Genomic DNA, 22,613 nt, shown 5'->3' on the forward strand with positions numbered 1-22,613 from the left:
TAAAAATTAGAAATACTAATTTTAGTGGCCGTGTAGCGTAGTCACCGTTTGGTGCAAAAGGCCTGTTGTAGCTCGGTTGGGCTGTGTGTCATTGAGGAAATGATCATGAATACTGCTGTAGGTTCGTCTTCTGTCGTGGCGGGGGCGTCTTACCCTGCGTTTAGTACCCACCCAGGCTATAGCCGTATGTTTGCGCCCGAACGGTTGACCCTAGGTGTGTTCTTGCCCTTACGGTTTTTTCAAGGGGATATGACGGTACTACAAGGCCAAGCGGATTTGGTAGAAAAGCTAGATCATTACGGGTTTGCTGCGACGTGGGTACGTGATGTGCCGTTGTTCGACCCATCATTTGGTGATGCGGGCCAAGTGTTTGATCCTTTTACTTATTTGGCATTTTTAGCAGCACGTACGACAACTATTTCATTGGCAACGGGCAGTGCTATTTTTACGTTACGTCATCCTTTGGATTTAGCGAAAGCCGCCACAACTATTGATCAGTTGTCGGGTGGTAGATTGGTGTTGGGGATAGCGTCAGGCGATAGGCCGGTAGAGTTTCCTGCTTACGGTTTAGAGCATAGTGAACGAGCACAACGTTTTGCTGAGTCGGTGGCGTATTTCCGTCGAGTGATGCAAGAGGGCGAGCTGTCTATTCACTCTACGCTGGGAGCAGTGAGTGGAGTAGAGTTCTTGCCCAAGCCTGTGACAGGGCGAGTTCCTTTGCTGGTTACAGGGGGCTCGGGGCAATCGTTGTCGTGGATTGCTGAGCATGCAGATGGATGGTTGACGTACCCAGACGCAACGCATCATGCACAAGGTCCGCAACGTTTGGCAGAGAAAATACGCGCATGGCGTGAGCAGATTCCCGATGGGGGCTTTCGTCCGCATACCACCAATGAATGGATTGATTTGGTGGAAGATCCCAATTACCCACGTACTCCCTTGCAGGGTGGTTTTGTGTTGCGTACCGGGCGTAAAGGCTTGATGAGTTTATTGAATGACTGGCAGGCGGCAGGGGTAAATCATGCGGCATTAGGTATTCAGTTCGCTAAAAGGCCTGCCGCAGAGGTGATTCAAGAGTTGGCAGAGGAAGTGTTGCCGCACTTTCCTTCGCATAGTGCAGTAATGCCGCATACAGTATCGTGGTGATAGCGATGCAGCCCCAACTCTTGGGGGCTGCTGTTTTTATGGGTGATTAAGTAATCAGCATTAACCAGCCCATGGCCATTAACATGCAGGCTGCTGCCACAATACCGCCAGAGCGGGTGAACTCGGCAAACGAGATTTTTACACCGCAGGTGGCGGCCTGTTCCACCACGATAATGCCAGCCAAGCTCCCAAATACGAATAGGTTGCTGGAAAAGCCAGAGCCTAATGTGAGTGCTGCACCTAAGGCATCTTGTGCTCCTGCTGCGGGGTGAAGGAAGGGAATGAGCAACATGACAGCGGGGTTATTGCCCACAATGGTACTCAGTACGCCAGTAGTCCAGAAGAGTAGCAATGGGTTGTTAAGGTTTACACCCCACTCGTTGAGGTGGTGCAGTAGGTCTTGTGGCAAGCCGGTGTTGGCAAAGGCTGCATTCACCACAAATAGTCCCATGATCAACAACAGCAAGTTGCCATCCACATGTTTAAGCATGTCGCTGGAGGCAATTTTACGGTTCATGAGTAAAAAGCCAGCAGCAGTTAGGGCGATTAATTCGCGAGGCCAGAGGTCAACCATAAAGGCTACGATCACCAGCAGTGTGATGAAACCGGCTTTGAGAGTTTCCCAACGGTCTAGTGGGGGCGACACTACCGCGGTAGGAATGGGTGATGCAGGACGCTCAGTAGCCGGTAGCGCCCAGCGGCCACGGTATAGCCATGCCAATACTGCCCAGATCACGACTAACGACAGCAATGCGGGTAAGCCAGAAACTTTGAGCAACCCCATAAATGACAGGTCTAAGCCTTGCGCTGCAATCATATTTTGCGGGCTACCAATCAAGGTGCCAGCTGCACCGTTGTTGGCAGCAAAGCAAAAGCCTAGCAAAAATGGGATAGGGTTTAGGCCGCGTGATAAGGTAATAGATACCAGTAATGGCGTCATGGCGACTACCACCACATCGTTGGTGAGTAATGCAGAAAGTAGCCCACCCACACCAATTAATACTGCCAGTAATGTGGGTTCGCTGACTTTTAATGAGGCGACGCGCTGTGCTGTCCAATCATAAAAGCCAGAGACGATAAAGCTGGAGGACACGACCATTAATCCAAACAGCATGCCTATGGTGGCGTAGTCAATGGATTGCCAGGCTTGAGCGGGGCTGATGCTACCTATCGCCATCATGGCGAGTGAACCAATAACCGCAGCACCAGTGCGATCAACTTTGAGTCCGGGCAGTTTGCCAAAACCCATGGCAACGTAAACCAGCAAAAATACTATGACGGTTTGGGTCATGCGATGTCAGCCTGTGAGCAGGTGGGGCGTAAAAGAATCCCAAATTGTACTGGATAGGGCTGACAAGAATAGGTCAGACAAGAGTGACCAATGATCAAGTAAGTAAAAGGGGCACGCACACAGACGTAAGCGGTAGCTTACGTCTGTGTGCGTTCAGTTTTTTGTTCCCTTTAGCTTGAACCTGTGGTGCTAACTACAACATAGATTACTGCGAGAGTAGTTGATGGCTGAGTTGATTGTGGGTGCGCACAATCGTAGAGATATCCACATGCTGGAATTGCCCGTCTTGTATGAGCATGCGGCCATTCACTATGTTATGTGAGACAGCAGCACTGCCGCACAATAAGGTAGCCGCAATGGGGTCGTGTAACGCCCCTGCGTAAGCAAGATCATTGAGGTCAAAGGCGATGATGTCTGCTGCAAACCCTACGCTGAGTTGGCCTATATCATGGCGATTGAGTACGGCAGCTCCGCCACGGGTAGCTGTCCATAACGCTTCACGGGCAGTAAAGCGACGTGGGTCTTCTGCTGCTACACGTTGCAGCAGCATGGCTTGGCGGGCTTCGTTCAGTAAGTTACCTGAATCGTTAGAGGCACTGCCATCTACCCCTAAGCCTACTTTCACCTTTTGATCCAACATGGCACGTATGGGGGCAATGCCTGAACCTAAGCGCATGTTAGAGCAGGGGCAGTGGGCAATGCCTGTACCAGTACGTGCAAAGAGATTGATGCCGTGATCATCCAGATGTACACAGTGCGCATGCCAGACATCAGGGCCTACCCAGCCTAGTTCTTCTACATACTCAGCAGGGGTGCAGTTAAATTTTTCACGGGAATAGGCCAAGTCATTTTGGTTCTCGGCCAGATGCGTATGTAGCGATACCTTCAGGCTGCGGGCTAAGTCAGCACTTTCACGCATCAAGTCTCTGGAAACCGAAAACGGCGAGCACGGGGCAAGCGCTATACGCAGCATCGCGCCGTGACTAGCATCGTGGTAGCGTTCAACCAAACGCTGCATGTCGCGAAGAATATGGTCTTCGTCTTCTACCAACGTATCGGGCGGTAATCCACCGTTGCTTTCACCTACACTCATGGCGCCACGACTAGCATGAAAACGCATGCCCATTTCGTGAGCCGCTTCAATGGTGTGATCTAGCTTGCTGCCATTAGGGAACAGATACAGGTGGTCTGAGCTGGTCGTGCAACCGCTACGCAGCAATTCAGCCATAGCTGTTTGTGTAGAGGCGTGCAACATAGAAGGTGTGATGCGACCCCAAATAGGGTATAGCGTTTTTAGCCATCCAAACAGTTCAGCGTCTTGTGCTTTTGGGACGGCACGCGTCAATGTTTGGTACATATGGTGGTGGGTATTGATCAGCCCTGGCATCACCACGTGATGGCTAAGATCTACGGTTTGATCTACGTGAACATCGGGGCAGTCTGCTTGTGAGCCCACATATTCGATGATGTTTCCGTTAATCAGAATAGCCGCTTGTTGCAGTTCATCTTGGCTGTCGTTCATGGTGGCCAGAGTATGAATGTTGTTGAGCAGAATGCGAGTCATCGTTAAAACCTTATGAATACCAGTTGTGCAGAGGCACGGTTTGGTGTGAATGCCAATGGACTGATACGCGTACCGGCGGTGCAAGGGCGACCCCCTTGTCGGGCTGATCGTAGTGCTAAAGACAACGATCAGCCGGAATATTAAGTTTGATGCGGTGCGGTGGATTGCTTCAAGCCGTTGAAATACAGGTTAAGCAGCACGGCTGAAAATGAAGCCAATAAAATCCCGCTGTGTAATATGGGCTCTAGCGAATCGGGTAATTGACTAAAGAATTTAGGTGCTACGGTAGGAATAAGCGCCATGCCTAAGCTGATGGCCACGATAAAGGTGTTATGGCGCTGATGGGTATAGTCTACTTGGGACAAAATACGTATGCCGGTGGCAAGCACCATACCGAACATTACAATGCCTGCGCCACCTAATACAAAAGTGGGAATAGAGGCGACCAGTAGCGAGATCTTAGGCACCAAACCTAGCACCACCAGAATAATACCGGCCATCACGCCTACCCAGCGGCTACGTACACCGGTAATGCCTACCAGCCCTACGTTTTGTGAGAATGAGGTATGTGGAAAGGTATTAAAGAAACCACCAATCACGGTGCCTAACGCATCGACGTTCAAGCCTTTTTCTAGGGCTTTACGGTCTACTGGGCGTTCTACAATTTCACCCAAAGCGAGGAACATCCCCATGGATTCGATGAAGGTGATGAGCATGACTACGGTCAGTGTCACGATAGACCATAGCTCGAATTTGGGTGGGCCAAAATGAAAGGGCAGAATCAGCGCAAACCATGCCATATCATCAATGCCTTGTAAGCTGACTTCGCCCATAAACATGGCGATGATGAAACCAAACGCCATACCTAATAAGACGGCAATGTTTGCGATGAAACCGCGTATGTAGCGGGTAATCAGCAGAATGAATACCAGTACAGCAAGAGACGTCAGCAGATAACGTGGTGCACCGTAGTCAGGGCTACCCACGCCGCCAGCTGCCCAGTTGATCCCCACGCCTATGATGGATAGCCCAATAGAGGTAATCACAATGCCGGTCACCAGTGGTGGGAAAAAGCGCATGACTTTGCCGATTAACGGCACAAACAGTAGTGAGATAGCGCCGGCGGCGATGGTAGCTCCAAAAATGCCTTGTAAGCCCATGTCGGGATTTAGGCCAATGCTGACCATGGGGCCAACGGCGGCAAAGGTCACCGCCATAATGACAGGCAGGCGGATACCAAAACGCCCAAATCCTATACATTGAATTAAGGTCACCACACCACAACAGAACAGGTCGGCGCTGATCAGGAAGGCGATAGTGGCTTTGTCCAATTGCAGCGCGCCGCCAATAATCAGCGGCACGGCAACCGCGCCAGCATACATCACTAGTACGTGTTGTAAGCCTAGGGTGAAGAGCTGCATAAGAGGGGGGCGTGCATCAACAGGATGCGCCTGTGGTGCTGCGGTATTTGACATGTTGTCTCCATTGATTTTTTATAGTTTGGTGCTTGTGCAATTGGGGGTGTCTTTAGGTCATGGTGTAAGCAGTAAAAGCAAAAGGGGGATAGTGCTGAAAATCATCACTAGCACACGGAAAATCGGACAATTGGTCTTAAAAAGTATGGACAGCGATGTATGGCCTGTCCATAGTTGAACTGGAATGACGGTTATTCCGATTTGCTGAACTTCATTGGTAAACGGGCATAAAAAAACCCGCATACTAGAGTTATTTCTCTAGTGTGCGGGATGCAAAAAATGGTAGTGAGTGAACTATAGAGGGTAAGGAGTAGGTGTTAGTACATCACTAAATAACCTAAATTAGTTCAGGTTTTTAAGCATTTTCTGCCAAAAGACCAAGCGCTCAGGCAACGTAGATACCAAAATGTGCTCACGTAGGGTATGGGCACCATCGCCATCTGCACCTAATCCATCCAAGGTGGGAATGCCTAGGGCAGCGGTAAAGTTGGCATCGCTGCCGCCACCTGTCATAGGAGCCTCTTCCAATATAAAACCAGCCTCTTTGGCATAGCCTTGTGCTTTCTCTAGTAAGGCGGCAGTGGATTCTGTACGGGGCATAGGTGGGCGATTAACTGCAAATTTCACCTCTAGCTCTACATCGGGGGTTACCGGTTTGAGTTGATCCACTTTTTCACGTAAAACGTGTTCTGCCTCTGGGTCTGGAATACGGAAATCAACATCTACGGAGCAGTTCTCAGGTACTACGTTAGAAGTCGTGCCACCTTTAATCAGCCCAACACTCACGGTGATGCCACGTTCATAATCAGTCATGGCTTGCAGTGCTAAAACCTGATGTGCCATTTCTTGAATAGCATTTCTGCCCTTTTGGTGTTGTACACCAGCGTGAGCAGGGCGGCCATGGGTCGTAACATAAATATGACCAGTTCCCTTACGGGCCGTTACGCAGCGTCCACCATCAGCACGGGCTGGTTCGCATACCAGTACGTAACGAGCATTGCGTGCGAATTTTTCGATGTGTGAACGTGAATAGAATGTACCGGTTTCTTCGTCAGGCACAATCACAAAATCAATAGGCAAGGCACTGCTATCAGGCTCAGATAGCGAGCCCATAGCGGTAAGTGCTAGCCACGTACCTGCTTTCATATCGTAAATACCGGGACCGTACAGACGGTCTTCTTCTTGGCGAAATGGGTTGCGTGCCAAGGTACCTACAGGGTGAACAGTATCGTAGTGTGCCAGTAGCATAATGCCAGGTCGATCATCACCAGCACGACGATTATGGAAGTGCAGCAATGGGCCAGTTTCTTCGCTTAGCGATAGCGTTTCTGTGTGTAAACCCAGTGCTGCGGCATCACGCAGCAGTATGTCGGCCATGTTGCGCAATGCGGATGGATCATGTGAAGGGGACTCGCATTCAACCCAGCTCTGGATATGACGAATCATCTGATCAATAGAAAGTGGCGATGTGGAAGACATAATAAATTGCTTTATAAAGGTGGTCAGGCATCCAAAAGATGGCAGGCTGCTTGGTGTTGGCTATTTAATGAGCGTAGTACCGGCGCTTCTTCGCGGCAGCGTTGCATTGCATGTGGGCATCGCGGATGAAACGCACAACCAGATGGAGGATTAAGCGGAGAAGGAAGTTCACCCTTAATAGGGGTGAAATTCCGCTTTTGACGGGACATGTCAGGCATTTCAGCCAACAGTGCCTGGGTGTAGGGGTGTGCGGCATGGTTGAATACCTCGCTAGTAGGGGCGATTTCAACAATGCGGCCTAAATACATGATGGCTACACGATCAGAGATATGACGAACTACACCTAAATCGTGGCTGATGAATAAATAAGTGAGATTGCGTTGATCACGTAAATCCATAAACAGGTTGATCACCTGCGCTTGAATCGACACATCTAACGCGGCAACGGGCTCATCACAAACTAGAAAAGATGGCTGCACCATCAGAGCTCTCGCAATACCTATACGTTGACGCTGACCACCAGAAATCTGATAGGGGTAACGATTACGGTACTCTTTATCCAAGCCCACTTCGGCAAGGGCAGCATCAACACGATCAGGAATCTGATCAGGTGCGGCCAGTTTATGCACCTTTAGGGCTTCACCTAAAATTTGATGTAATTTTTGCTTAGGGTTGAGCGATGCTTGGGGATCCTGAAAGATCATTTGCACGCCTAAGGTGTAATCTAGCAACTCCTCACCACGTAGGGTGGAGATATCACGCTGTTGGTAGTGAATGCTGCCATCAGTGGGGCGAATCAACCCCGCTACCATACGTCCTAAGGTGGACTTGCCGCAGCCAGACTCACCGACCAAACCTAACACTTCCCCTTTCTGTATTGAGAGAGAAATATTGCTGACTGCATGTACGGTAGGAGAAGTGGCATTTGCCCCAAATAGCCCAACCAGTTTTTGTACTAAATCGGGTTTTTTGCTGAACTTTTTGCTCAGATCTCTGATTTCAATAGCAGGATGTGAGGTCATGCGTGTTCCTGTGTAGAAGAGATAGGGGCATAACAACTGTAATAACGATCGCCTTGCCACGTTTGTGGCGGCACAGCAGTGGCGCACTGACTGGTTTGGTACGGGCAGCGCGGTCTAAAAGTACAGCCGGCCTCACGGCCTGTCAGCGTAGGAGCCATACCGTTAATTTGGCTAAGACGCTTACCGGGAAGCGTCGCGGTAGGCATAGACTGCAGTAAGCCTTGGGTATAGGGGTGGCGTGGTGAGTTAAGAATCTCAGCTACGCTGCCGTACTCCACAATACGACCGGCATACATTACGGCAACTTTGTCTGCTAGTTCAGCCACTACACCTAAGTCGTGAGTGATCCAGATCATGGCAGTGTTATGCTCGCGACAGAGCTGCTGCATCTGATACAGAATTTGCCCTTGAATAGTGACGTCTAGAGCTGTGGTGGGTTCATCAGCAATGATTAAATCGGGATGGTTTAGCATGGCAATAGCAATGGCCACGCGTTGACGCATGCCTCCCGAAAACTCATGCGGATAGCTGTTTAAGCGTTTTTCGGGTGCAGGAATTCCCACCATTTCCAAGGCTTCAATACAGCGAGCTTCGGCTTGTTTGATGGGTGTCTTTGGGTAATGGCACTGAATGGCTTCCATCATCTGCTCTTTAATGCGCAGTACTGGATTCAGCGTCATCAGGGGATCTTGGAAGATCATGGCGATTTTATTGCCACGTAACTGGCGCAATTCTGCTTCAGGCATATCTCGTAGGTTTTGCCCGTTAAACAAAATATCACCAGACACTACCTCGCCGGGTGGGTCTATTAAGCCCAGCAGAGAAAAACCTGTTACCGATTTTCCTGATCCTGACTCTCCAACTAGACCAACAATTTCACCACGCTCGACGTTAAGGTTAACGCCATCAACCGCCAGCCAAGCACCTTCGTTAGTATGAAATGCAGTACGTAAATCGCGTACTTCCAATAATGGGGTAGTAGTGTTCATTAGTGACGTGCATCCAGGCTAGTACGCAGGCGGTCGCCCACGATATTAATAGACAAAATCAGCAACAGCAGTGCAATGCCGGGGAAAATGCTGATCCAGTAATCACCTGAAAGCAGGTACTCAAAACCACTGGAAATCAATAATCCCAGTGATGGTTCGGTGATCGGGACACCGACACCAAGGAAAGAAAGTGTGGCCTCAAGCACAATGGCCGTAGCGATCTGTACAGTAGCAAATACCATGATGGGACCAGTGCAGTTAGGCAATAAATGCAGCAGCATGATTCGCCATGTTGGGAACCCCAAGTTACGGGCTGCTTCTATGTACTCTTTGCCACGCTCTTGCAGTACACGGCCACGCATAATGCGGGCGTAGTGTGCCCATTGCACAATGACTAATGCAAAGATCACTTTATCTATGCCGCGGCCCAGTACAGAGAGCAGTACTAGAGCTACCAGAATGGTGGGAAAACCTAAAATGAAGTCCACCAAACGCATGATGAGTGTATCGACGATGCCACCACGGTAAGCAGCGATGAGACCAGCTAGAGAGCCAATGACAGTGGCAAGAAACACCGCACCTAAACCTACTAGCAAACTGATACGCAGACCGTACAAAATAGCACTAAGCATGTCGCGGCCCTGTGAGTCTGTTCCTAGCCAGTAAGTCCAGCCATTCATGTTTTCAGAGCCGGGAGGTAGGCGACCGTCGAGTATGTCTAAGGCCAGCAGATCATAAGGATCTTGAGGGGCGAAGAAAGGGGCCACCAAAATCAAAGTAATCAGCACAAAAAGTGCGATCAGCGATCCACGTACCGTGGGCCTAGATTGCAATCTATGCAAGATTTTGGAACGCTTGGGCGTTTCTAGCAGAGGCTGAATACGCTTGATGGTCTCCGGCGTTGCGGCGGAAGGCTCTTTGGGAGCTACTGATGGTGGTAAGTGGTTAGACATTAGTGACTCTGCTCCGTCAGTTGTACGCGCGGATCCAGCACGGCATAAAGAATGTCAACGACCAGGTTAATCAGCACAAATAGCAGGGTAACCAGCATGACGTATGCCACGATGACGGGTCTATCTAGCTGATACACACTGTCAATTAATAGCTTGCCCATGCCAGGCCAAGAAAATACTGTTTCGGTAATGGTGGAGTAGGCAATTAAGGTGCCAAACTCAATACCAATCACAGTAATGACGGGGATCATGATGTTACGCAGAATGTGTCGGTACACAATGCGATTGGGATTGATACCTTTAGCACGTGCAAATTTCACATAATCTTGGTGCATGGCTTCGGATACGCCTGCTGCCGTCATACGTAAAATTAAGGCAATGTTGGCGATTGCTAAATTCACCGCAGGCAGAATAATGTGAGACCACCCGTCGGCGCTAAAGATACTTAGCGGCACACCCAGCACTGTGACTGTGGGGCCACGACCTGACGCGGGTAACCAGCCAAGCCATACAGCAAAGAGCAGAATTAGTACCATACCTTGCCAGAAGTTTGGTAACGAGAAACCTAATACGGAACCGGCTAAGATTCCTCTGCCCACGCGTTGTTCACGGTGCAAACCTGCCACCATGCCCAATGGAATACCGATGGTACAGGTTAAGAACATGGCCACAATAACCAGCTCTAGTGTGGCTGGGAAACGTGACAAAATCAGGCTGCTGGCAGGAATACCATGTACAAAGGAGATGCCCAAATCGCCATGTAGCATGCGCCAGAAAAAACTACCGTATTGTTGCCAAATAGGTAGGTCTAGCCCCAAGCGCGCAATCAGAGCCTCACGCTCTGCCTGACTGGCGCTGGGGCTGACTAGCAGCTCAATCGGGTCTCCCACGGTATACACCGCGAAGAAAACCACGATAGAAACTGCCAGCAGTACAAATAGGCTCTGCAAGAGTCTACGCAGAATGAAAACAGACAAGGTATCAACCCTTAACGCTAAAAATAATCAAGTAGGGGGTTAGTTGGCGGGCTTGGCTGCCGTACCCATCGTGCGTTGGTCCGCACGCCCTTCGTACGTCAACCCTTTACGGAATGCCCATACGCCACTTTCAAAGTGCAGAGGAATGTGTGCCATGTCTTTCAACGCTAGATTGACACTCTGTTGTAGCAGTTCACTGCGACGAGCATCGTCCATAGTGCGAATGGCTTCTAGGTAGGCGGCATCCAGTTCAGCGTTGGAGTAACCACCGTAGTTACTGCTGCCTACGCCTAACTCTGGGTTGCGTGTAGTGACCCAGTACTGGATGAAGTTACTGGCCTCACCTGTTTCGGAGCCCCAGCCACCCAAAGCGGCGCTGAAATCTTGTTTAGCACGTCTAGGGAAATACACAGAACTGGTCATGGTATCTACGTTAGTTTTGACACCAATGCGGCTCAGGTATTGTGCAATGGCTTGTGTTAGTTGGCCATCGTTGATGTAGCGGTTATTGGTTGCTGATAAGGTCAACTCAAAACCATCGGGATAACCGGCTTCGGCCAGCAGCTCTTTAGCGCGGGCTGGGTTGTACTCCAGAGCAGGGGCTCCTTCGATGCTGCCAAACATCCCTTCAGGCAAGTACTGGTTAGCGGGTGTGGCAATGCCATCCATGATGCGGTCAACCAATGTCTTGCGGTCAATAGCCATGGAAAGCGCTTGGCGTACGCGCACATCTTGCAGTGGATTGTCGTTTGGTCCCTTAGGTGATTTTGCAAAAGGGCTAGGCGCACGACCTACATCCAATTGGAAGAACATGATGCGAACAGACGGTTTAACTTCGTATTCAAAGCCGCTGTCACTGATGCGTTTTAAATCGCGCGCAGCTGGGTTCTCGATCAGGTCAAAGTCGCCAGACAGCAAGCCTGTTAGACGTGGGCCTGCAGCAGGCACCGCGGTCATTTGGATAGTCTGCCAGTGATTAGGGGTTTTGCCCCAGTAGTTGTCATTGCGTTCTAGCGTAATGCCAGCGCCTTTTACGTACGATTTTAAGGTGTAGGGGCCAGTACCGATAACGGGTTTGCCTGCGTTAAAGTCAGTCACAGTAGGCCAAGTACTCGTCACACCACAGCCTTCTTGAGGGGTGTAGGTTAAGTTCTCAAAGGTGGCAATCCCGCTCCAGATCATGGGGATACGAGCGAGCTCGTTTGGCAGCACAGGATAAGGTGAGGCTGTTTTTAAATGCACGGTTTGCGCGTCTGGAGCCTGGATATCTACGATGCGCCTAGCTACGTTAGTCGCACCACCACCAATGGCGGTTTCATTATTCAAGATACGACAGAAGCTGTAGATCACGTCATTGGCAGTAAACGCTTCGCCGTTAGAAAAACGAGCGTTAGGATCCAGTTTGAATTCCCATGTATTGTCATCAATGGCTTTCCACGACTCAGCCAGAGCGGGCTGTAGCACCATGTCAGGACTCATTGCCACCAAGGGTTCAAAAATGTGTGACAAGAACGCTTCGTTGGGAGTGGTTTGGTGATAGTGAGGATCAGCAGATGTAGGTTCTGAGGCCAAGCCTATTTTCAGTGTTTGTGCTGAAACAGGGGCGCTAAAGGCTGTAAACAGCAAGGTCAGAAAAGTAAGGTTTTTCAGCTTCATGGCGTATCCGGAAAAAGAGGGCACTATGGTTTTATGATGCTTTGCATTCTAGGAGTCGTGAAGTTGAATGAACAATCATGGTTTCTACTAATTCGTAATTAATAGCAAATGATTTGCTTTTATTAGAAAATAACAAAAAAGAGTAGGGCATCGTATTGGTAATAGAGGGGGGAGTGATGCAAAGTCTGGCTTTCAAATACTTCGTAGAAGTAGCGGAGTATGGCAGTTTGAGTGCAGCAGCAGAAAAGCTGGGTGTGGCTATTTCGGCCGTAAGTAGGCAGGTTTCTATGTTAGAGGGGCGTGTAGGAACAGCATTGTTTGAGCGTGGTGTGCGTGGTATGGCCTTAACCGAGGCTGGGGCTTTATTACTGCAACATGCAAGACGGCAGATATTAGAAACAGACGCGACATTGCAAGAAATTGCACGCTTACAAGGGATGGCGCTGAATCATATACGCATTGCGTGTACGCAAGGTCTGGCTAATCAGTTGGTGCCCAAAACTATCGCAGGGTTTCAGAAAGAGTGGGCAGACACTACGTTTGATTTATGGATAGATAGGGCAGCGACGGCTGCAGGTAGGGTAGCAGATGGTAATGCGGATATTGCAATTACGTTCAGCACTAAGCCTGTAGACAATGTTGCGGTACGTTATGTGCAACGTTCTCCGGCATTGGCGGTGATGAGTTGTTCACACCCCTTGGCATCACGTAAACAGCTAACACTGAAAGAAATAAAGGCGTATCCAGTAGCGCTGACAGATCATGACACCTCTACCCGAAAAATGTTTGAGATGGCGTGTAATATTAGCGGCATACAAATTAAGCCCGCGTTGAACAGCAACTACGCACAAACGTTGCACAGTTATGTGCGTTATAGCGAGGCTGTTTTATTTGCGAGTTATGTGTCGGTAGCAGACTTACTCGGGCAGCAGGGCTTAGTTGCTGTGCCTATATTGGACAAGGAAATGCATGCCCGCAGTTTGCAGGTGCAAGTGATGAAAGATCGCTTATTACCGCCTGCTGTAGAGGCGTTTATTACGATGATGATTAGAGACTTAGAGCAGGTGAGACTTTCTGCTCCTGTGTAGTCTTCTAAAGGCAAAGGTGATCCGTTTTAGGCGACACTAGAGTCGCATGTATAAAAGGGATCACCTACGGTAGTGAGTTAGATGGTGTGGATGAGCTATTTTTTATCGGACCACAGTACACCACCGGTTGCCCAGTTTTCGCGTTTTACATCAACGAAAACGATGTCTACGGCTTCAGGGGAGCACCCCAAAACACGGCAGGATTCGGCTGTTAGCGCTTCAGCCAATTCACGTTTTTTCTCGACAGTACGGCCTTCAAAAAGTTGTACGGTAATAGAGGGCATGGTGTTTCCTTGTGTGTGAAATCAAGTATTGAAATCGGGTTCTTCGCGTAGCAGTTTACGCAAGAGTGAGGCCCATTCCAACTCACCGTCTGGTGTGGGGCCTAGCGCTAAATTGGCTTGGGTCTGGCGCAGCACATCCTCAGAAGGCTGTATGAGCTGGTCTGAGGCGGCCATGGCTGCCAATTGTGTCATACAGGATTTATCCAGATCAAACATCAATACATAGGCTTCAGCTACCGTGCGCCCACAGGTCAGTGAACCATGGTTGCGTAGGAGCATAGCGGCGTTATCGCCTAACGATGCCAACAAGCGGCTCTGTTCGGCAGCGCTTAAGGCTAGGCCCTCGTACTCATGGTAGGAAATATGATTCCAGAAGCGCATGGCATGTTGAGACAACGGTAGCAGTCCTTGTTTTAGCGCACCTACGGCAATGATGGCGTCGTTATGCAGATGCATCACGCAATGTGCATCGGAGCGGGCGTTGTGCACAGCACCGTGAATCGCAAAGCCGGTAGGGTTGCCTCGGCGGTTGGTGCCATCAATCACATTGCCTAGCGTGTCTACCAGCAGTAGATTGGACGCGGTAATTTCCTCGAATCTGAACCCGTAAGGGTTCATCAAGTAGGCATTGTCACGGTCTGGTACTCGCAATGAGATATGGGTGTAAATTTGATCATCCCAACCGTGACGCGATGCCAATCTATAAGCTGCAGCCAAATCAACACGAGCTCGCCACTCTACTGGGCTAATTTCTGCAGGGCGCGCTGCGTATAGCGTGCTACCTGGTGCGGTGCGAGGGTCGGTGGGGTACATCATGCGATACAGCTCTCTAGCTCTGCAATGAGCGCTGTATGGTTTAGGGTCACGACATCACAGTTGTCGCCAGGGCCTTGTCTGTCGATCACAATAAAATCCACTACAGTCTCTAGACCCAGCAAGGGGTGATGCCAAACGCCAGTTGCATAGTTCACGCCTTGATCGCCTCTGGCTAAAAATAAACGTAAATCGCTAGGTTTTGGTGCGTCACCTTTTGGGGCGACTACAACCAAGTAGGGGTGGCCAGACATAGGAATAAACGCTTGGCTACCTTTAGGATGGCGCTCCATCATGGTGATGGTAAACGGTAAGTTGCGGGGTTGGCCTCGGAAAATAGACACAATAGCCTTACCGTCTTCACCCGGATCAATAGTAGCCAGGTCGTGATAGCGTTGAGTGTTACCCTCGTTGATGCTGAATTGCTGTGCATGCTCGCAGGCTTCAATGACCTCACCAAAAGGAGCAAATGCCTCGTGGGTTAGGGTTTCCAGTTTTAATACTAGGCTCATGCTTATCTCCTTTTATCTTATTGGTATAGGGCAGGTAAGCGCGACGCACCGCCTGCCGACAAGGCCTGACGGCATTGTCCAACCTAGTATTATCGGTGTTTTGTAAAACCTGACTAGTGCTGTGCAAGTCTATACAGCACAAGGTTTTACTATTTGCTCAGAGAAAGCGAGAAGGGATAAAGAGAAAGAGCAGACTGGTGCCTGCTCTTAGTTATTTACAGATAGGGGCTGGCTAACCAGATCACTCTGTTACGCAAACGTTTGTGGAAAGGTAGGTTTTGCAGGTGTTCCAGCGTGAGCGCTTCAGCAGTCTCGATTTCATTATCAATCAGATTGGAAACTTGGTTCGTAATGTCGGCATCGTAGATTTCCAAGTCCAACTCGAAGTTCAGCCGTAAGCTGCGTGGGTCCATATTTGAAGAACCCACGTAACTCCATTGACCATCTACTGTCGCCAGTTTGGAGTGATTGAAGGTGCCTGTTGCCATCCACACGCGGCAGCCTGCATGTATGAGCTGATCTATTTGCGCCATCATGGCGTAACCCACCAACCGCAGGTTGTTATTCTTGGGGATCACTATATCGACTTGCACTCCTCGGCGTGCAGCGGTGTTGATGGCTCCCATCAACACTTGATCAGGCAAGAAATAAGGGCTTTGGATACGAATATGGCGAGTTGCTACTGCGCAAGCACCTTGCAGCATATGGTGGTTGCTGCCAATAAAGCGGTCTGGGCCTGAGCGTATACAACGTGCGGGCACATGAGGCAGCGGGGCATTCCACCCTTTCACGCACCAGTCTGAATAGGGCAACTCTTCCTTGGTGGTGAATTCCCAGTCGTGAGCAAATGATGAGAACAACTGCAAAATAGCCGGGCCTTCAATGCTGAAATGCGTATCTTTGGCGGTGTTTTCTTTGCCAAACTCTGTCATGAAGACTTCGCGTATATTCATACCGCCCGCGAATGCGTGGTTACCATCCACAATCAGCAATTTACGGTGACTACGCAAATTCGCGTAAGGCATACGCATGAAACCCAGTGGGTTAGTCATGAACAGCGCATGAGGAATCTGGTGTTTACGCAGCAGTCGTGTAATAGGAGGGTGCGAATATTTGGCACCTACTGCATCAATCAATACACGTATATTGACACCGCGCTGATGTGCTTCGGCTAAAGCATCAATAAAAATACGGCCAATATGGTCATTATCAAAAATGTATGACTGCATGGCGATGGTGCTTTTGGCATTGCGAATGGCTTCCAGCATGGCTGGGTAGGCCTCATCACCACCGGCTAATAAACGCACATGGTTGCCATCGCGCAATTGAAAGCGGCTGACCCTGTCACCCAATATATGTAGTGAACGGAACTGTATGCCGGCACAACTTTCAATATCAGAGACGGGAGGGGCGGGGTAATTGATGAATTGCTTGAAGGTTTTGTCGCGCTGCTCATAGATTTGGCTGCGGCGTACACGGTTAATACCAGCGATTAGATAAAGCAAAGGCCCCAGTAACGGTGACATGATGATCACCCCCACCCACCCAATGGCAGCACGCACATCGTTTTTGTTCATGGCTGCGTGAACGGCAGCAGACGCACTAACGAGCACGCTAAAGGTTAGAACAATATGTGGCCAGTACTCAGACAGGAATTCGTGTAGGGTAGAAATGTGTTGTTGCATGGATGCCAGCGCAGACCTACGGGAGTGTGAGTGAAGAACCTAAGTCGTACAGGGTATAAGAAAGTGGCGATTTATACCAGTGTGTTAAGACACAGAATTGTGGACTTAGGTGAACACCATAGAGGGCTTTCAGTACAAGTTGCGTTCTTTTTGCGAGCCTAGGTAGACGAGCTAGGGTGTGGATCCTGTAGCAAACATGTTTTTGGTAAGTAGGAAGGCATTTTCTTACCGCTGGTAAGTGGGGGGGGCTTTTGGGTGGCTGTGGTTTTCTAACTTATTGAGTATTGTAAAAACTAAATTTTTATTAATTGATTGTCAATTATTTTTTGGCTGTCTATTAATTTTTATTTAATTGGTATTTTGTTGATTGTTTGTTTGTAATTTTAATTAATAAACCTAAGTAAAAACGGAGGTTTATTAGTACCGTTCATCGTGTAAGGCACTCTACTGTAAGGTTGAGGACGGAAGTAATGGTGCACACAAGGCTGGGCCAGCGTTAGCGGCGCTCTTGTAGCCTAAGGTGATGGGGAGGTTGCTCATAAAGAGCTGGATGGAATATAGGTTTTTATTATTAGTGTGTTTACGCATATAGCGATATGGCTATAAGAACTACATGCGGAAAGAGTACTCTCCTTCTGCATGTAGTGCTTCAATGATTACTTGCCCATACTTTTCATCATCTCTTCAGCTTGCTTCATCGCATCATTAGCGGCGTTGCATGCTGCGTCTTGTGATTCTTTAGGCATGGATTCGATCATTTTTTTGGAATCATCGTATTGTGTTTTGATCATATCTACTTGGCCTTTCATGGCGTCGTGAGATGCAATTTGCTCGATATATTTATCCATAGCTGCATAATAGTCTGTGCATGCTTGGGACATATCAGCAGCAAAAGTAGCCGAAGACATAGATGCAATAACGCCCGCCAAAATTATTTTTTTCATAAATTACCTGATTCTAGTAAGTGAGTAGTGAGTTTTTGCAGAGATTTGCATTGACTCGGTAAAAGCCTGAAACTTTTACGGGTGTAATTTAAGCAAAATCGATTAAGGTTAAGAGTTACGATGTGTATCCGTGTTGTTTGCAGGTTAAGTCTGTAATGAGTTGCTGAAAAGTGAGAGAGCAAGGCGTCTTATGATGGTTTGGTTGTGGAGTGACAAAGCAAAAGCCCCATTACGGGGCTTCGGTGCACTACTAAGACGAAAAGAAATTACTCAGAAAGCTTATTGATTCAGGATGTTGTAGTTATTACAACCGGTGGCGTGTCCATTATCACAAGCTTGTTTGAAAAGCTCTTTTGCAGCTGCTCTGTTTTGAGGGGTGCCTGCGCCCGTGTCGTACATAACACCTAGATTAAACTGTGCAGAAGCATGCCCCTGTTCAGCCGCTTTCTCGAACCACTCAAACGCTTTAGTATCGTTTTTAGGAGTACCCTGACCACTGTGATACATAATTCCTAGATTGAGCTGTGCAGAAGCATATCCCTGTTCAGCCGCTTTCTCGAACCACTCAAGCGCTTTCTCATCGTTTTGAGGAACACCCTGGCCCGTGTCGTACATAACCCCTAGGTTGTACTGTGCGGAAGCATGCCCCTGTTCAGCCGCTTTCTCGAACCACTCAAGTGCTTTTGTATTATTTTGCTGAACACCTTGGCCAACATCGTACATAACCCCTAGATTGAACTGTGCAGAAGCATTCCCTTGTTCAGCCGCTTTTTTGTACCATTCAAACGCTTTTGTATAGTTCAGAGGAACGCCTTGGCCCGCTTCATACATAGTTGCTAGATTGAACTGTGAAGAAGCATCCCCTTGTTCAGCCGCTTTCTCGTACCAAGCAACAGCTTTAGTATCGTTTTTAGAAACGCCACGACCGTTGCGGAGCATATTACCTACGTTAAATTGTGCTTGAGCCATTCCTTGCTCGGCGGCTTTTTCGTACCATTCAAACGCTTTAGTGTCGTTCTGGGGAATTCCCTGACCAATGTCGTACATAATCCCTAGATTGAGCTGTGCGGAACTATGCCCTTGTTCGGCGGATTTTTTGTACCACTCAAACGCTTTTGTATAGTTCAGAGGAACGCCTTGGCCTGTTTTGTACATAACACCAAGGTTGAACTGTGCTTGAGCATATCCTTGTTCAGCAGCTTTCTCGTACCATTCAAACGCTTTAGTGTCGTTTTGAGAAACGCCCTGGCCGGTGTCGTACATAATCGCTAGGTTAAACTGCGAAGTTGTATGCCCTTGTTCAGCGGCTTTCTCGTACCACTCAATAGCTTTTGTATAGTTCTTAGGAGCGCCACGACCATTACGGAGCATATTCCCTACGTTAAATTGCGCTGGAGCAATGCCTTGTTCAGCGGCTTTCTCGTACCATTCAAACGCTTTAGTGTCGTTTTTGGGAGCGCCCTGACCGGTTTCGTACATAATCCCTAGGTTAAATTGCGCGGCAGCAATGCCTTGCTCAGCGGCTTTCTTGTACCACTCAAATGCTTTCGTATCGTTTTGAGGAACGCCCCTACCCTTGTCGTACATAATCGCTAAGTTAAACTGCGCCGATGTATGTCCTTGTTCAGCAGCTTTCTCGTACCAATCACGTGCCTTTTCGTAGTCGTTCATTTCGTAATAAAGAAGGCCTAGATTGTATTGTGCAATAGGATTGCCCTTTTCTGCTTCAAGTTGAGCGGTCTTAAAAAGCTCTTGATCCTCGGGTGTCAGAGAAGATATAGACTCAGCTAGAGACGCAGAGTTGATGCCCAAGAAAAGTAGCAAGTAAGTGAAAACTTGCGCCCATGTTTTTTTCATTATCAATTCCAGTCGTCGCTTAACAAATATTCGAGAAGGCTCAATCATAGCAACTTAATGAACAGAGTTAAGTGACCTTTGGTTTCGGTTTTCCCTTCAGCTTTCTACATGACAAAGTGGCGCAGCAGGTTACAGCGTGTATTGTGTTTTTTTCGGTCTGTAATGCCCGTTGTTAAATGCCGGTAAAACGGGTGTAATAGACGAAAAAAAAGACTGCCAAATGCAGTCTTAGTTCTGAAGCTTATTTTTTGTTCTAACCTTTCATACTATGAAAAATTGTTTTTCTTTTATGTGTATGAAAATTAGAAGAAATTTGGGGTGACCGATGGGGCTCGAACCCACGACAACCGGAATCACAATCCGGGACTCTACCAACTGAGCTACGGCCACCATTGTGTAGCAAAGAAAAATGATTATAGCAGTATTTTTATTTTTTGCACAAGTTTGCAGCAAAATAAATAAAGTTTAACGAGTTTGGCGAGAAACAGCGCTTTGCTCTATAGTGGTTCAGACCTATACAAAGGAGTTTGACTATGACACAGGTATTTGTTGTTCATCCTGAAAATCCCCAAGGACGCATTCTGGCTCAAGCGGCGCAGATCCTAGCTAAGGGCGGCTTAGTAGCTGTACCAACCGACTCTAGCTATGCCGTGGTTGCGCGTCTGGACGATAAGTCAGCCGCTGAAGATTTGCGACGGGTACGAGGTCTGGATGAGCGTCATAACCTGACGGTGTTATGTCGAGACTTGGCAGAGATTAGTACGTTTGCCAAAGTAGGAAACAGTCAATACCGTTTGCTGAAGATGGCTACGCCTGGTCCGTGGACGTTTATTCTAGAGGCAACTAAAGAAGTACCTCGCCGTGTGTCTCACCCTTCACGTAAGACTATTGGTATACGTGTGCCTGATAACAAGATCGTACGTGAGCTGATTGATCAAGTGGGTTCGCCACTGCTATCAACTACGCTGATTCCTGAAGGGGAAAGCGAGGCGCTCAATGACGTGGTGGAAATTGAAAAACGCTACAAGGGCCAAATTGAAGCGGTGGTAGATGGTGGGGCATGCTCTATGCAACCGACTACAGTGATCGACTTAACTGACGAAACACCGGTAGTGGTGCGTGTAGGTGCAGGTGATCCTACCAAATTAGGACTATCGTAAGGGTTAAGGCAGTTTTTTTGCTTTTGTGCACAACTCTGGTGAATAATGGCAAAAATGCTTTGAACTACGGTTTTTCATGAATGACTTAATACAGACCATCACGGTCTATGCTCTGCCTGTTTTGTTTGCGATTACGTTGCACGAAGCCTCTCACGGCTATGTGGCACGCTTCTTTGGCGATAATACGGCAGCACAGGCAGGGCGCATTACGCTGAACCCCATTCCCCATATAGATCCCATCGGTACGATTGCTGTACCGCTATTCTTACTATTTACTACTAGCATGATGGGTGGGGCTGGTTTATTGTTCGGTTGGGCCAAGCCCGTACCAGTAAATTGGTCCAAGCTGCGTCAACCCAAACGCGATATGTTGTGGGTGGCGTTGGCGGGGCCAGCCTCAAACTTAGTGATGGCCATAGGTTGGGCTATTGCCCTGCGCTTGATGCTGGATAACGGTATGCCTCACACCGGTTTCTTCCCCCGTATGGCGATAGCCGGTATCTGGGTGAACTTGGTGTTGATGGCCCTGAACCTAATTCCGTTGCCACCACTAGATGGGGGCAGGATAGTATTTAGCTTGCTGCCTAATAAATGGGCGTATCAGTATGGCCGAATCGAGCCATACGGCATGCTGATTTTGATTGTATTGATGCTTACTAACGTATTAGGTATAGCTTTAGCACCATTTTTGTCATTTGGGCAGAAAGTGGTGAGCTGGTTCTTATGATTTTGCGGTGAATCCTGTAAACTGCAATGATCTTTATGTTGTAAGATGTGTGCCGCTTTTTGATTCTGGAGAAAACCTCGATTATGGCAAACTCGGAGAATGCAACGCCTGTATTTCAAGGCAGTATGGTTGCGCTTGTTACCCCTATGTTCCCGGATGGGCAGCTGGATATCGAGGCGTATCGAAAGTTGATCGATTGGCATGTGGCTGAAGGCACAGATGCTATCGTTGTAGTGGGTACATCAGGCGAATCGCCTACCGTCAGCATGGATGAAAATGCTGAACTGATCAGCATTGCTGTTAAGCACGCTGCTGGTCGTATCCCAGTTATTGCTGGTGTAGGGGCGAACTCTACAGCTGAAGCCATCGAACTGTCTCGTCACGCACAAAGCGTAGGTGCTGATGCAGGCTTGTCCGTCGTGCCTTACTACAATAGGCCTACTCAAGAAGGTATGTACCAACATTTCCGTAAAATTGCGGAAACAGTTGATCTGCCGTCTTTCTTGTACAACGTGCCAGGCCGTACAGTTGCTGACATGGACAACGACACCATCGTGCGTTTGGCTCATGTGCCAAACATTATTGGTGTAAAAGATGCTACTGGAAATATCGGTCGTTTGAGCGCACTGCTGCGTGACAAACCTGAAGAATTCATTGTGCTGAGCGGTGACGATGCTACTGCTGCTGCACTGATACTGCTAGGTGGTAAAGGCAATATCTCTGTGACTGCCAACGTGGCACCACGCATGATGCACGATCTGTGTATGGCCGCTTTAGCAGGCAATTTGCCAGAAGTTCGTCGCTTGAACATGGTTTTGGCCGAACTAAACAGCAAATTGTTTATCGAAGCCAATCCTATCCCTGTAAAATGGGCGCTGGCTGAAATGGGGAGAATGCAATTGGGTTACAGATTGCCATTGACTCCCTTGAACGAGAAGTTTCACGATATGTTGCGTCAAACATTAAGGGATGCAGGTCTGATTTCATGAGA

At 48.6% G+C, this 22,613-nt stretch carries 20 protein-coding genes and 1 tRNA gene; 5 read left to right on the forward strand and 16 right to left on the reverse strand.

Annotated elements, in window-relative coordinates; translation table 11 throughout:
• The first annotated feature begins 105 nt into the window (after nt 1–105).
• A complete protein-coding gene (locus AC3QL0_RS03640) occupies nt 106–1,146 on the forward strand; it encodes an LLM class oxidoreductase (protein WP_493010124.1) in 1,041 nt (346 codons plus the stop codon).
• Nucleotides 1,147–1,192: 46 nt separating this feature from the next.
• On the opposite strand, the gene AC3QL0_RS03645 is transcribed toward AC3QL0_RS03640, so the two are convergent.
• The 9 genes from AC3QL0_RS03645 to AC3QL0_RS03685 form a co-directional block, all read right to left on the reverse strand.
• Entirely contained in the window at nt 1,193–2,437 is a 1,245-nt protein-coding gene (locus tag AC3QL0_RS03645; protein WP_493010125.1) for an ArsB/NhaD family transporter, read from the reverse strand.
• Nucleotides 2,438–2,642: 205 nt separating this feature from the next.
• A complete protein-coding gene (locus AC3QL0_RS03650; protein ID WP_493010126.1) occupies nt 2,643–4,001 on the reverse strand; it encodes an 8-oxoguanine deaminase in 1,359 nt (452 codons plus the stop codon).
• Between the two features lie 140 nt (nt 4,002–4,141).
• Nucleotides 4,142–5,476 (reverse strand): nucleobase:cation symporter-2 family protein, encoded by a 1,335-nt coding sequence (locus tag AC3QL0_RS03655; protein ID WP_493010127.1) that lies wholly within the window; start codon nt 5,474–5,476, stop codon nt 4,142–4,144.
• Nucleotides 5,477–5,818: 342 nt separating this feature from the next.
• Nucleotides 5,819–6,955: a M20 family metallopeptidase gene (locus tag AC3QL0_RS03660; protein ID WP_493010128.1), complete on the reverse strand. Its 1,137-nt coding sequence runs from the start codon at nt 6,953–6,955 to the stop codon at nt 5,819–5,821.
• 23 nt (nt 6,956–6,978) lie between these two features.
• Nucleotides 6,979–7,977, reverse strand: coding sequence for an ABC transporter ATP-binding protein (locus tag AC3QL0_RS03665; RefSeq protein ID WP_493010129.1), 999 nt, complete (start codon nt 7,975–7,977; stop codon nt 6,979–6,981).
• Entirely contained in the window at nt 7,974–8,966 is a 993-nt protein-coding gene (locus tag AC3QL0_RS03670; protein ID WP_493010130.1) for an ABC transporter ATP-binding protein, read from the reverse strand. Before AC3QL0_RS03670 ends, AC3QL0_RS03665 begins: the two co-directional genes overlap by 4 nt.
• On the reverse strand, nt 8,966–9,919 hold the full coding sequence (locus AC3QL0_RS03675; protein WP_493010131.1) for an ABC transporter permease: 954 nt from the start codon (nt 9,917–9,919) through the stop codon (nt 8,966–8,968). Before AC3QL0_RS03675 ends, AC3QL0_RS03670 begins: the two co-directional genes overlap by 1 nt.
• Nucleotides 9,919–10,896 carry an ABC transporter permease gene (locus tag AC3QL0_RS03680; protein ID WP_493010132.1) on the reverse strand — a complete coding sequence of 326 codons (978 nt, stop codon included), beginning with the start codon at nt 10,894–10,896 and terminating at the stop codon, nt 9,919–9,921. The genes AC3QL0_RS03675 and AC3QL0_RS03680 overlap by 1 nt, the downstream gene beginning before the upstream one ends.
• A gap of 39 nt (nt 10,897–10,935) precedes the next feature.
• Nucleotides 10,936–12,552 carry an ABC transporter substrate-binding protein gene (locus AC3QL0_RS03685; RefSeq protein WP_493010133.1) on the reverse strand — a complete coding sequence of 539 codons (1,617 nt, stop codon included), beginning with the start codon at nt 12,550–12,552 and terminating at the stop codon, nt 10,936–10,938.
• Nucleotides 12,553–12,728: 176 nt separating this feature from the next.
• On the opposite strand from AC3QL0_RS03685, the gene AC3QL0_RS03690 reads away from it, so the two are divergent.
• On the forward strand, nt 12,729–13,640 hold the full coding sequence (locus AC3QL0_RS03690) for a LysR family transcriptional regulator (RefSeq protein WP_493010134.1): 912 nt from the start codon (nt 12,729–12,731) through the stop codon (nt 13,638–13,640).
• A 95-nt stretch (nt 13,641–13,735) separates the two neighbouring features.
• Here AC3QL0_RS03690 and AC3QL0_RS03695 read toward each other — a convergent pair whose 3' ends face one another.
• The 7 genes from AC3QL0_RS03695 to AC3QL0_RS03725 form a co-directional block, all read right to left on the reverse strand.
• The gene (locus AC3QL0_RS03695; protein WP_135863921.1) at nt 13,736–13,924 is read right to left on the reverse strand and encodes a 4-oxalocrotonate tautomerase; all 189 of its coding nucleotides are present in this window, start codon (nt 13,922–13,924) and stop codon (nt 13,736–13,738) included.
• Nucleotides 13,925–13,945: 21 nt separating this feature from the next.
• Complete coding sequence (locus tag AC3QL0_RS03700) at nt 13,946–14,740, reverse strand: class II aldolase/adducin family protein (protein WP_493010135.1); 795 nt, start codon at nt 14,738–14,740, stop codon at nt 13,946–13,948.
• Nucleotides 14,737–15,249, reverse strand: coding sequence for an ureidoglycolate lyase (locus AC3QL0_RS03705; RefSeq protein WP_493010136.1), 513 nt, complete (start codon nt 15,247–15,249; stop codon nt 14,737–14,739). Before AC3QL0_RS03705 ends, AC3QL0_RS03700 begins: the two co-directional genes overlap by 4 nt.
• 215 nt (nt 15,250–15,464) lie before the next feature.
• On the reverse strand, nt 15,465–16,934 hold the full coding sequence (locus tag AC3QL0_RS03710; protein ID WP_493010137.1) for a phospholipase D-like domain-containing protein: 1,470 nt from the start codon (nt 16,932–16,934) through the stop codon (nt 15,465–15,467).
• Nucleotides 16,935–17,590: 656 nt separating this feature from the next.
• A complete protein-coding gene (locus AC3QL0_RS03715) occupies nt 17,591–17,878 on the reverse strand; it encodes a DUF5339 family protein (protein WP_493010138.1) in 288 nt (95 codons plus the stop codon).
• 279 nt (nt 17,879–18,157) lie between these two features.
• Nucleotides 18,158–19,735 (reverse strand): SEL1-like repeat protein, encoded by a 1,578-nt coding sequence (locus AC3QL0_RS03720; protein ID WP_493010139.1) that lies wholly within the window; start codon nt 19,733–19,735, stop codon nt 18,158–18,160.
• Nucleotides 19,736–20,049: 314 nt separating this feature from the next.
• Nucleotides 20,050–20,125: transfer RNA gene (locus tag AC3QL0_RS03725), tRNA-His, on the reverse strand.
• 143 nt (nt 20,126–20,268) lie between these two features.
• Between AC3QL0_RS03725 and AC3QL0_RS03730 the strand changes: the two genes are divergently transcribed.
• The 3 genes from AC3QL0_RS03730 (at nt 20,269) to dapA (ending at nt 22,611) form a co-directional block, all read left to right on the forward strand.
• Nucleotides 20,269–20,895 (forward strand): L-threonylcarbamoyladenylate synthase, encoded by a 627-nt coding sequence (locus tag AC3QL0_RS03730; RefSeq protein ID WP_493010140.1) that lies wholly within the window; start codon nt 20,269–20,271, stop codon nt 20,893–20,895.
• A gap of 76 nt (nt 20,896–20,971) precedes the next feature.
• A complete protein-coding gene (locus tag AC3QL0_RS03735; protein ID WP_493010141.1) occupies nt 20,972–21,622 on the forward strand; it encodes a site-2 protease family protein in 651 nt (216 codons plus the stop codon).
• Nucleotides 21,623–21,705: 83 nt separating this feature from the next.
• On the forward strand, nt 21,706–22,611 hold the full coding sequence (gene dapA, locus AC3QL0_RS03740) for a 4-hydroxy-tetrahydrodipicolinate synthase (protein WP_135865881.1): 906 nt from the start codon (nt 21,706–21,708) through the stop codon (nt 22,609–22,611).
• Nucleotides 22,612–22,613 lie beyond the last annotated feature (2 nt).

This window comes from Paenalcaligenes sp. GW821-LYS-B07-1, from assembly GCF_058803365.1.

Excerpts from the sequence above, each read along its gene's own strand:
- AC3QL0_RS03640 (WP_493010124.1), top strand. The coding sequence starts at position 106 with ATGAATACTGCTGTAGGTTCGTCTTCTGTCGTGGCGGGGGCGTCTTAC.
- AC3QL0_RS03645 (WP_493010125.1), bottom strand. The coding sequence starts at position 2,437 with ATGACCCAAACCGTCATAGTATTTTTGCTGGTTTACGTTGCCATGGGT.
- AC3QL0_RS03650 (WP_493010126.1), bottom strand. The coding sequence starts at position 4,001 with ATGACTCGCATTCTGCTCAACAACATTCATACTCTGGCCACCATGAAC.
- AC3QL0_RS03655 (WP_493010127.1), bottom strand. The coding sequence starts at position 5,476 with ATGTCAAATACCGCAGCACCACAGGCGCATCCTGTTGATGCACGCCCC.
- AC3QL0_RS03660 (WP_493010128.1), bottom strand. The coding sequence starts at position 6,955 with ATGTCTTCCACATCGCCACTTTCTATTGATCAGATGATTCGTCATATC.
- AC3QL0_RS03665 (WP_493010129.1), bottom strand. The coding sequence starts at position 7,977 with ATGACCTCACATCCTGCTATTGAAATCAGAGATCTGAGCAAAAAGTTC.
- AC3QL0_RS03670 (WP_493010130.1), bottom strand. The coding sequence starts at position 8,966 with ATGAACACTACTACCCCATTATTGGAAGTACGCGATTTACGTACTGCA.
- AC3QL0_RS03675 (WP_493010131.1), bottom strand. The coding sequence starts at position 9,919 with ATGTCTAACCACTTACCACCATCAGTAGCTCCCAAAGAGCCTTCCGCC.
- AC3QL0_RS03685 (WP_493010133.1), bottom strand. The coding sequence starts at position 12,552 with ATGAAGCTGAAAAACCTTACTTTTCTGACCTTGCTGTTTACAGCCTTT.
- AC3QL0_RS03690 (WP_493010134.1), top strand. The coding sequence starts at position 12,729 with ATGCAAAGTCTGGCTTTCAAATACTTCGTAGAAGTAGCGGAGTATGGC.
- AC3QL0_RS03695 (WP_135863921.1), bottom strand. The coding sequence starts at position 13,924 with ATGCCCTCTATTACCGTACAACTTTTTGAAGGCCGTACTGTCGAGAAA.
- AC3QL0_RS03700 (WP_493010135.1), bottom strand. The coding sequence starts at position 14,740 with ATGATGTACCCCACCGACCCTCGCACCGCACCAGGTAGCACGCTATAC.
- AC3QL0_RS03705 (WP_493010136.1), bottom strand. The coding sequence starts at position 15,249 with ATGAGCCTAGTATTAAAACTGGAAACCCTAACCCACGAGGCATTTGCT.
- AC3QL0_RS03710 (WP_493010137.1), bottom strand. The coding sequence starts at position 16,934 with ATGCAACAACACATTTCTACCCTACACGAATTCCTGTCTGAGTACTGG.
- AC3QL0_RS03715 (WP_493010138.1), bottom strand. The coding sequence starts at position 17,878 with ATGAAAAAAATAATTTTGGCGGGCGTTATTGCATCTATGTCTTCGGCT.
- AC3QL0_RS03720 (WP_493010139.1), bottom strand. The coding sequence starts at position 19,735 with ATGAAAAAAACATGGGCGCAAGTTTTCACTTACTTGCTACTTTTCTTG.
- AC3QL0_RS03730 (WP_493010140.1), top strand. The coding sequence starts at position 20,269 with ATGACACAGGTATTTGTTGTTCATCCTGAAAATCCCCAAGGACGCATT.
- AC3QL0_RS03735 (WP_493010141.1), top strand. The coding sequence starts at position 20,972 with ATGAATGACTTAATACAGACCATCACGGTCTATGCTCTGCCTGTTTTG.
- dapA (WP_135865881.1), top strand. The coding sequence starts at position 21,706 with ATGGCAAACTCGGAGAATGCAACGCCTGTATTTCAAGGCAGTATGGTT.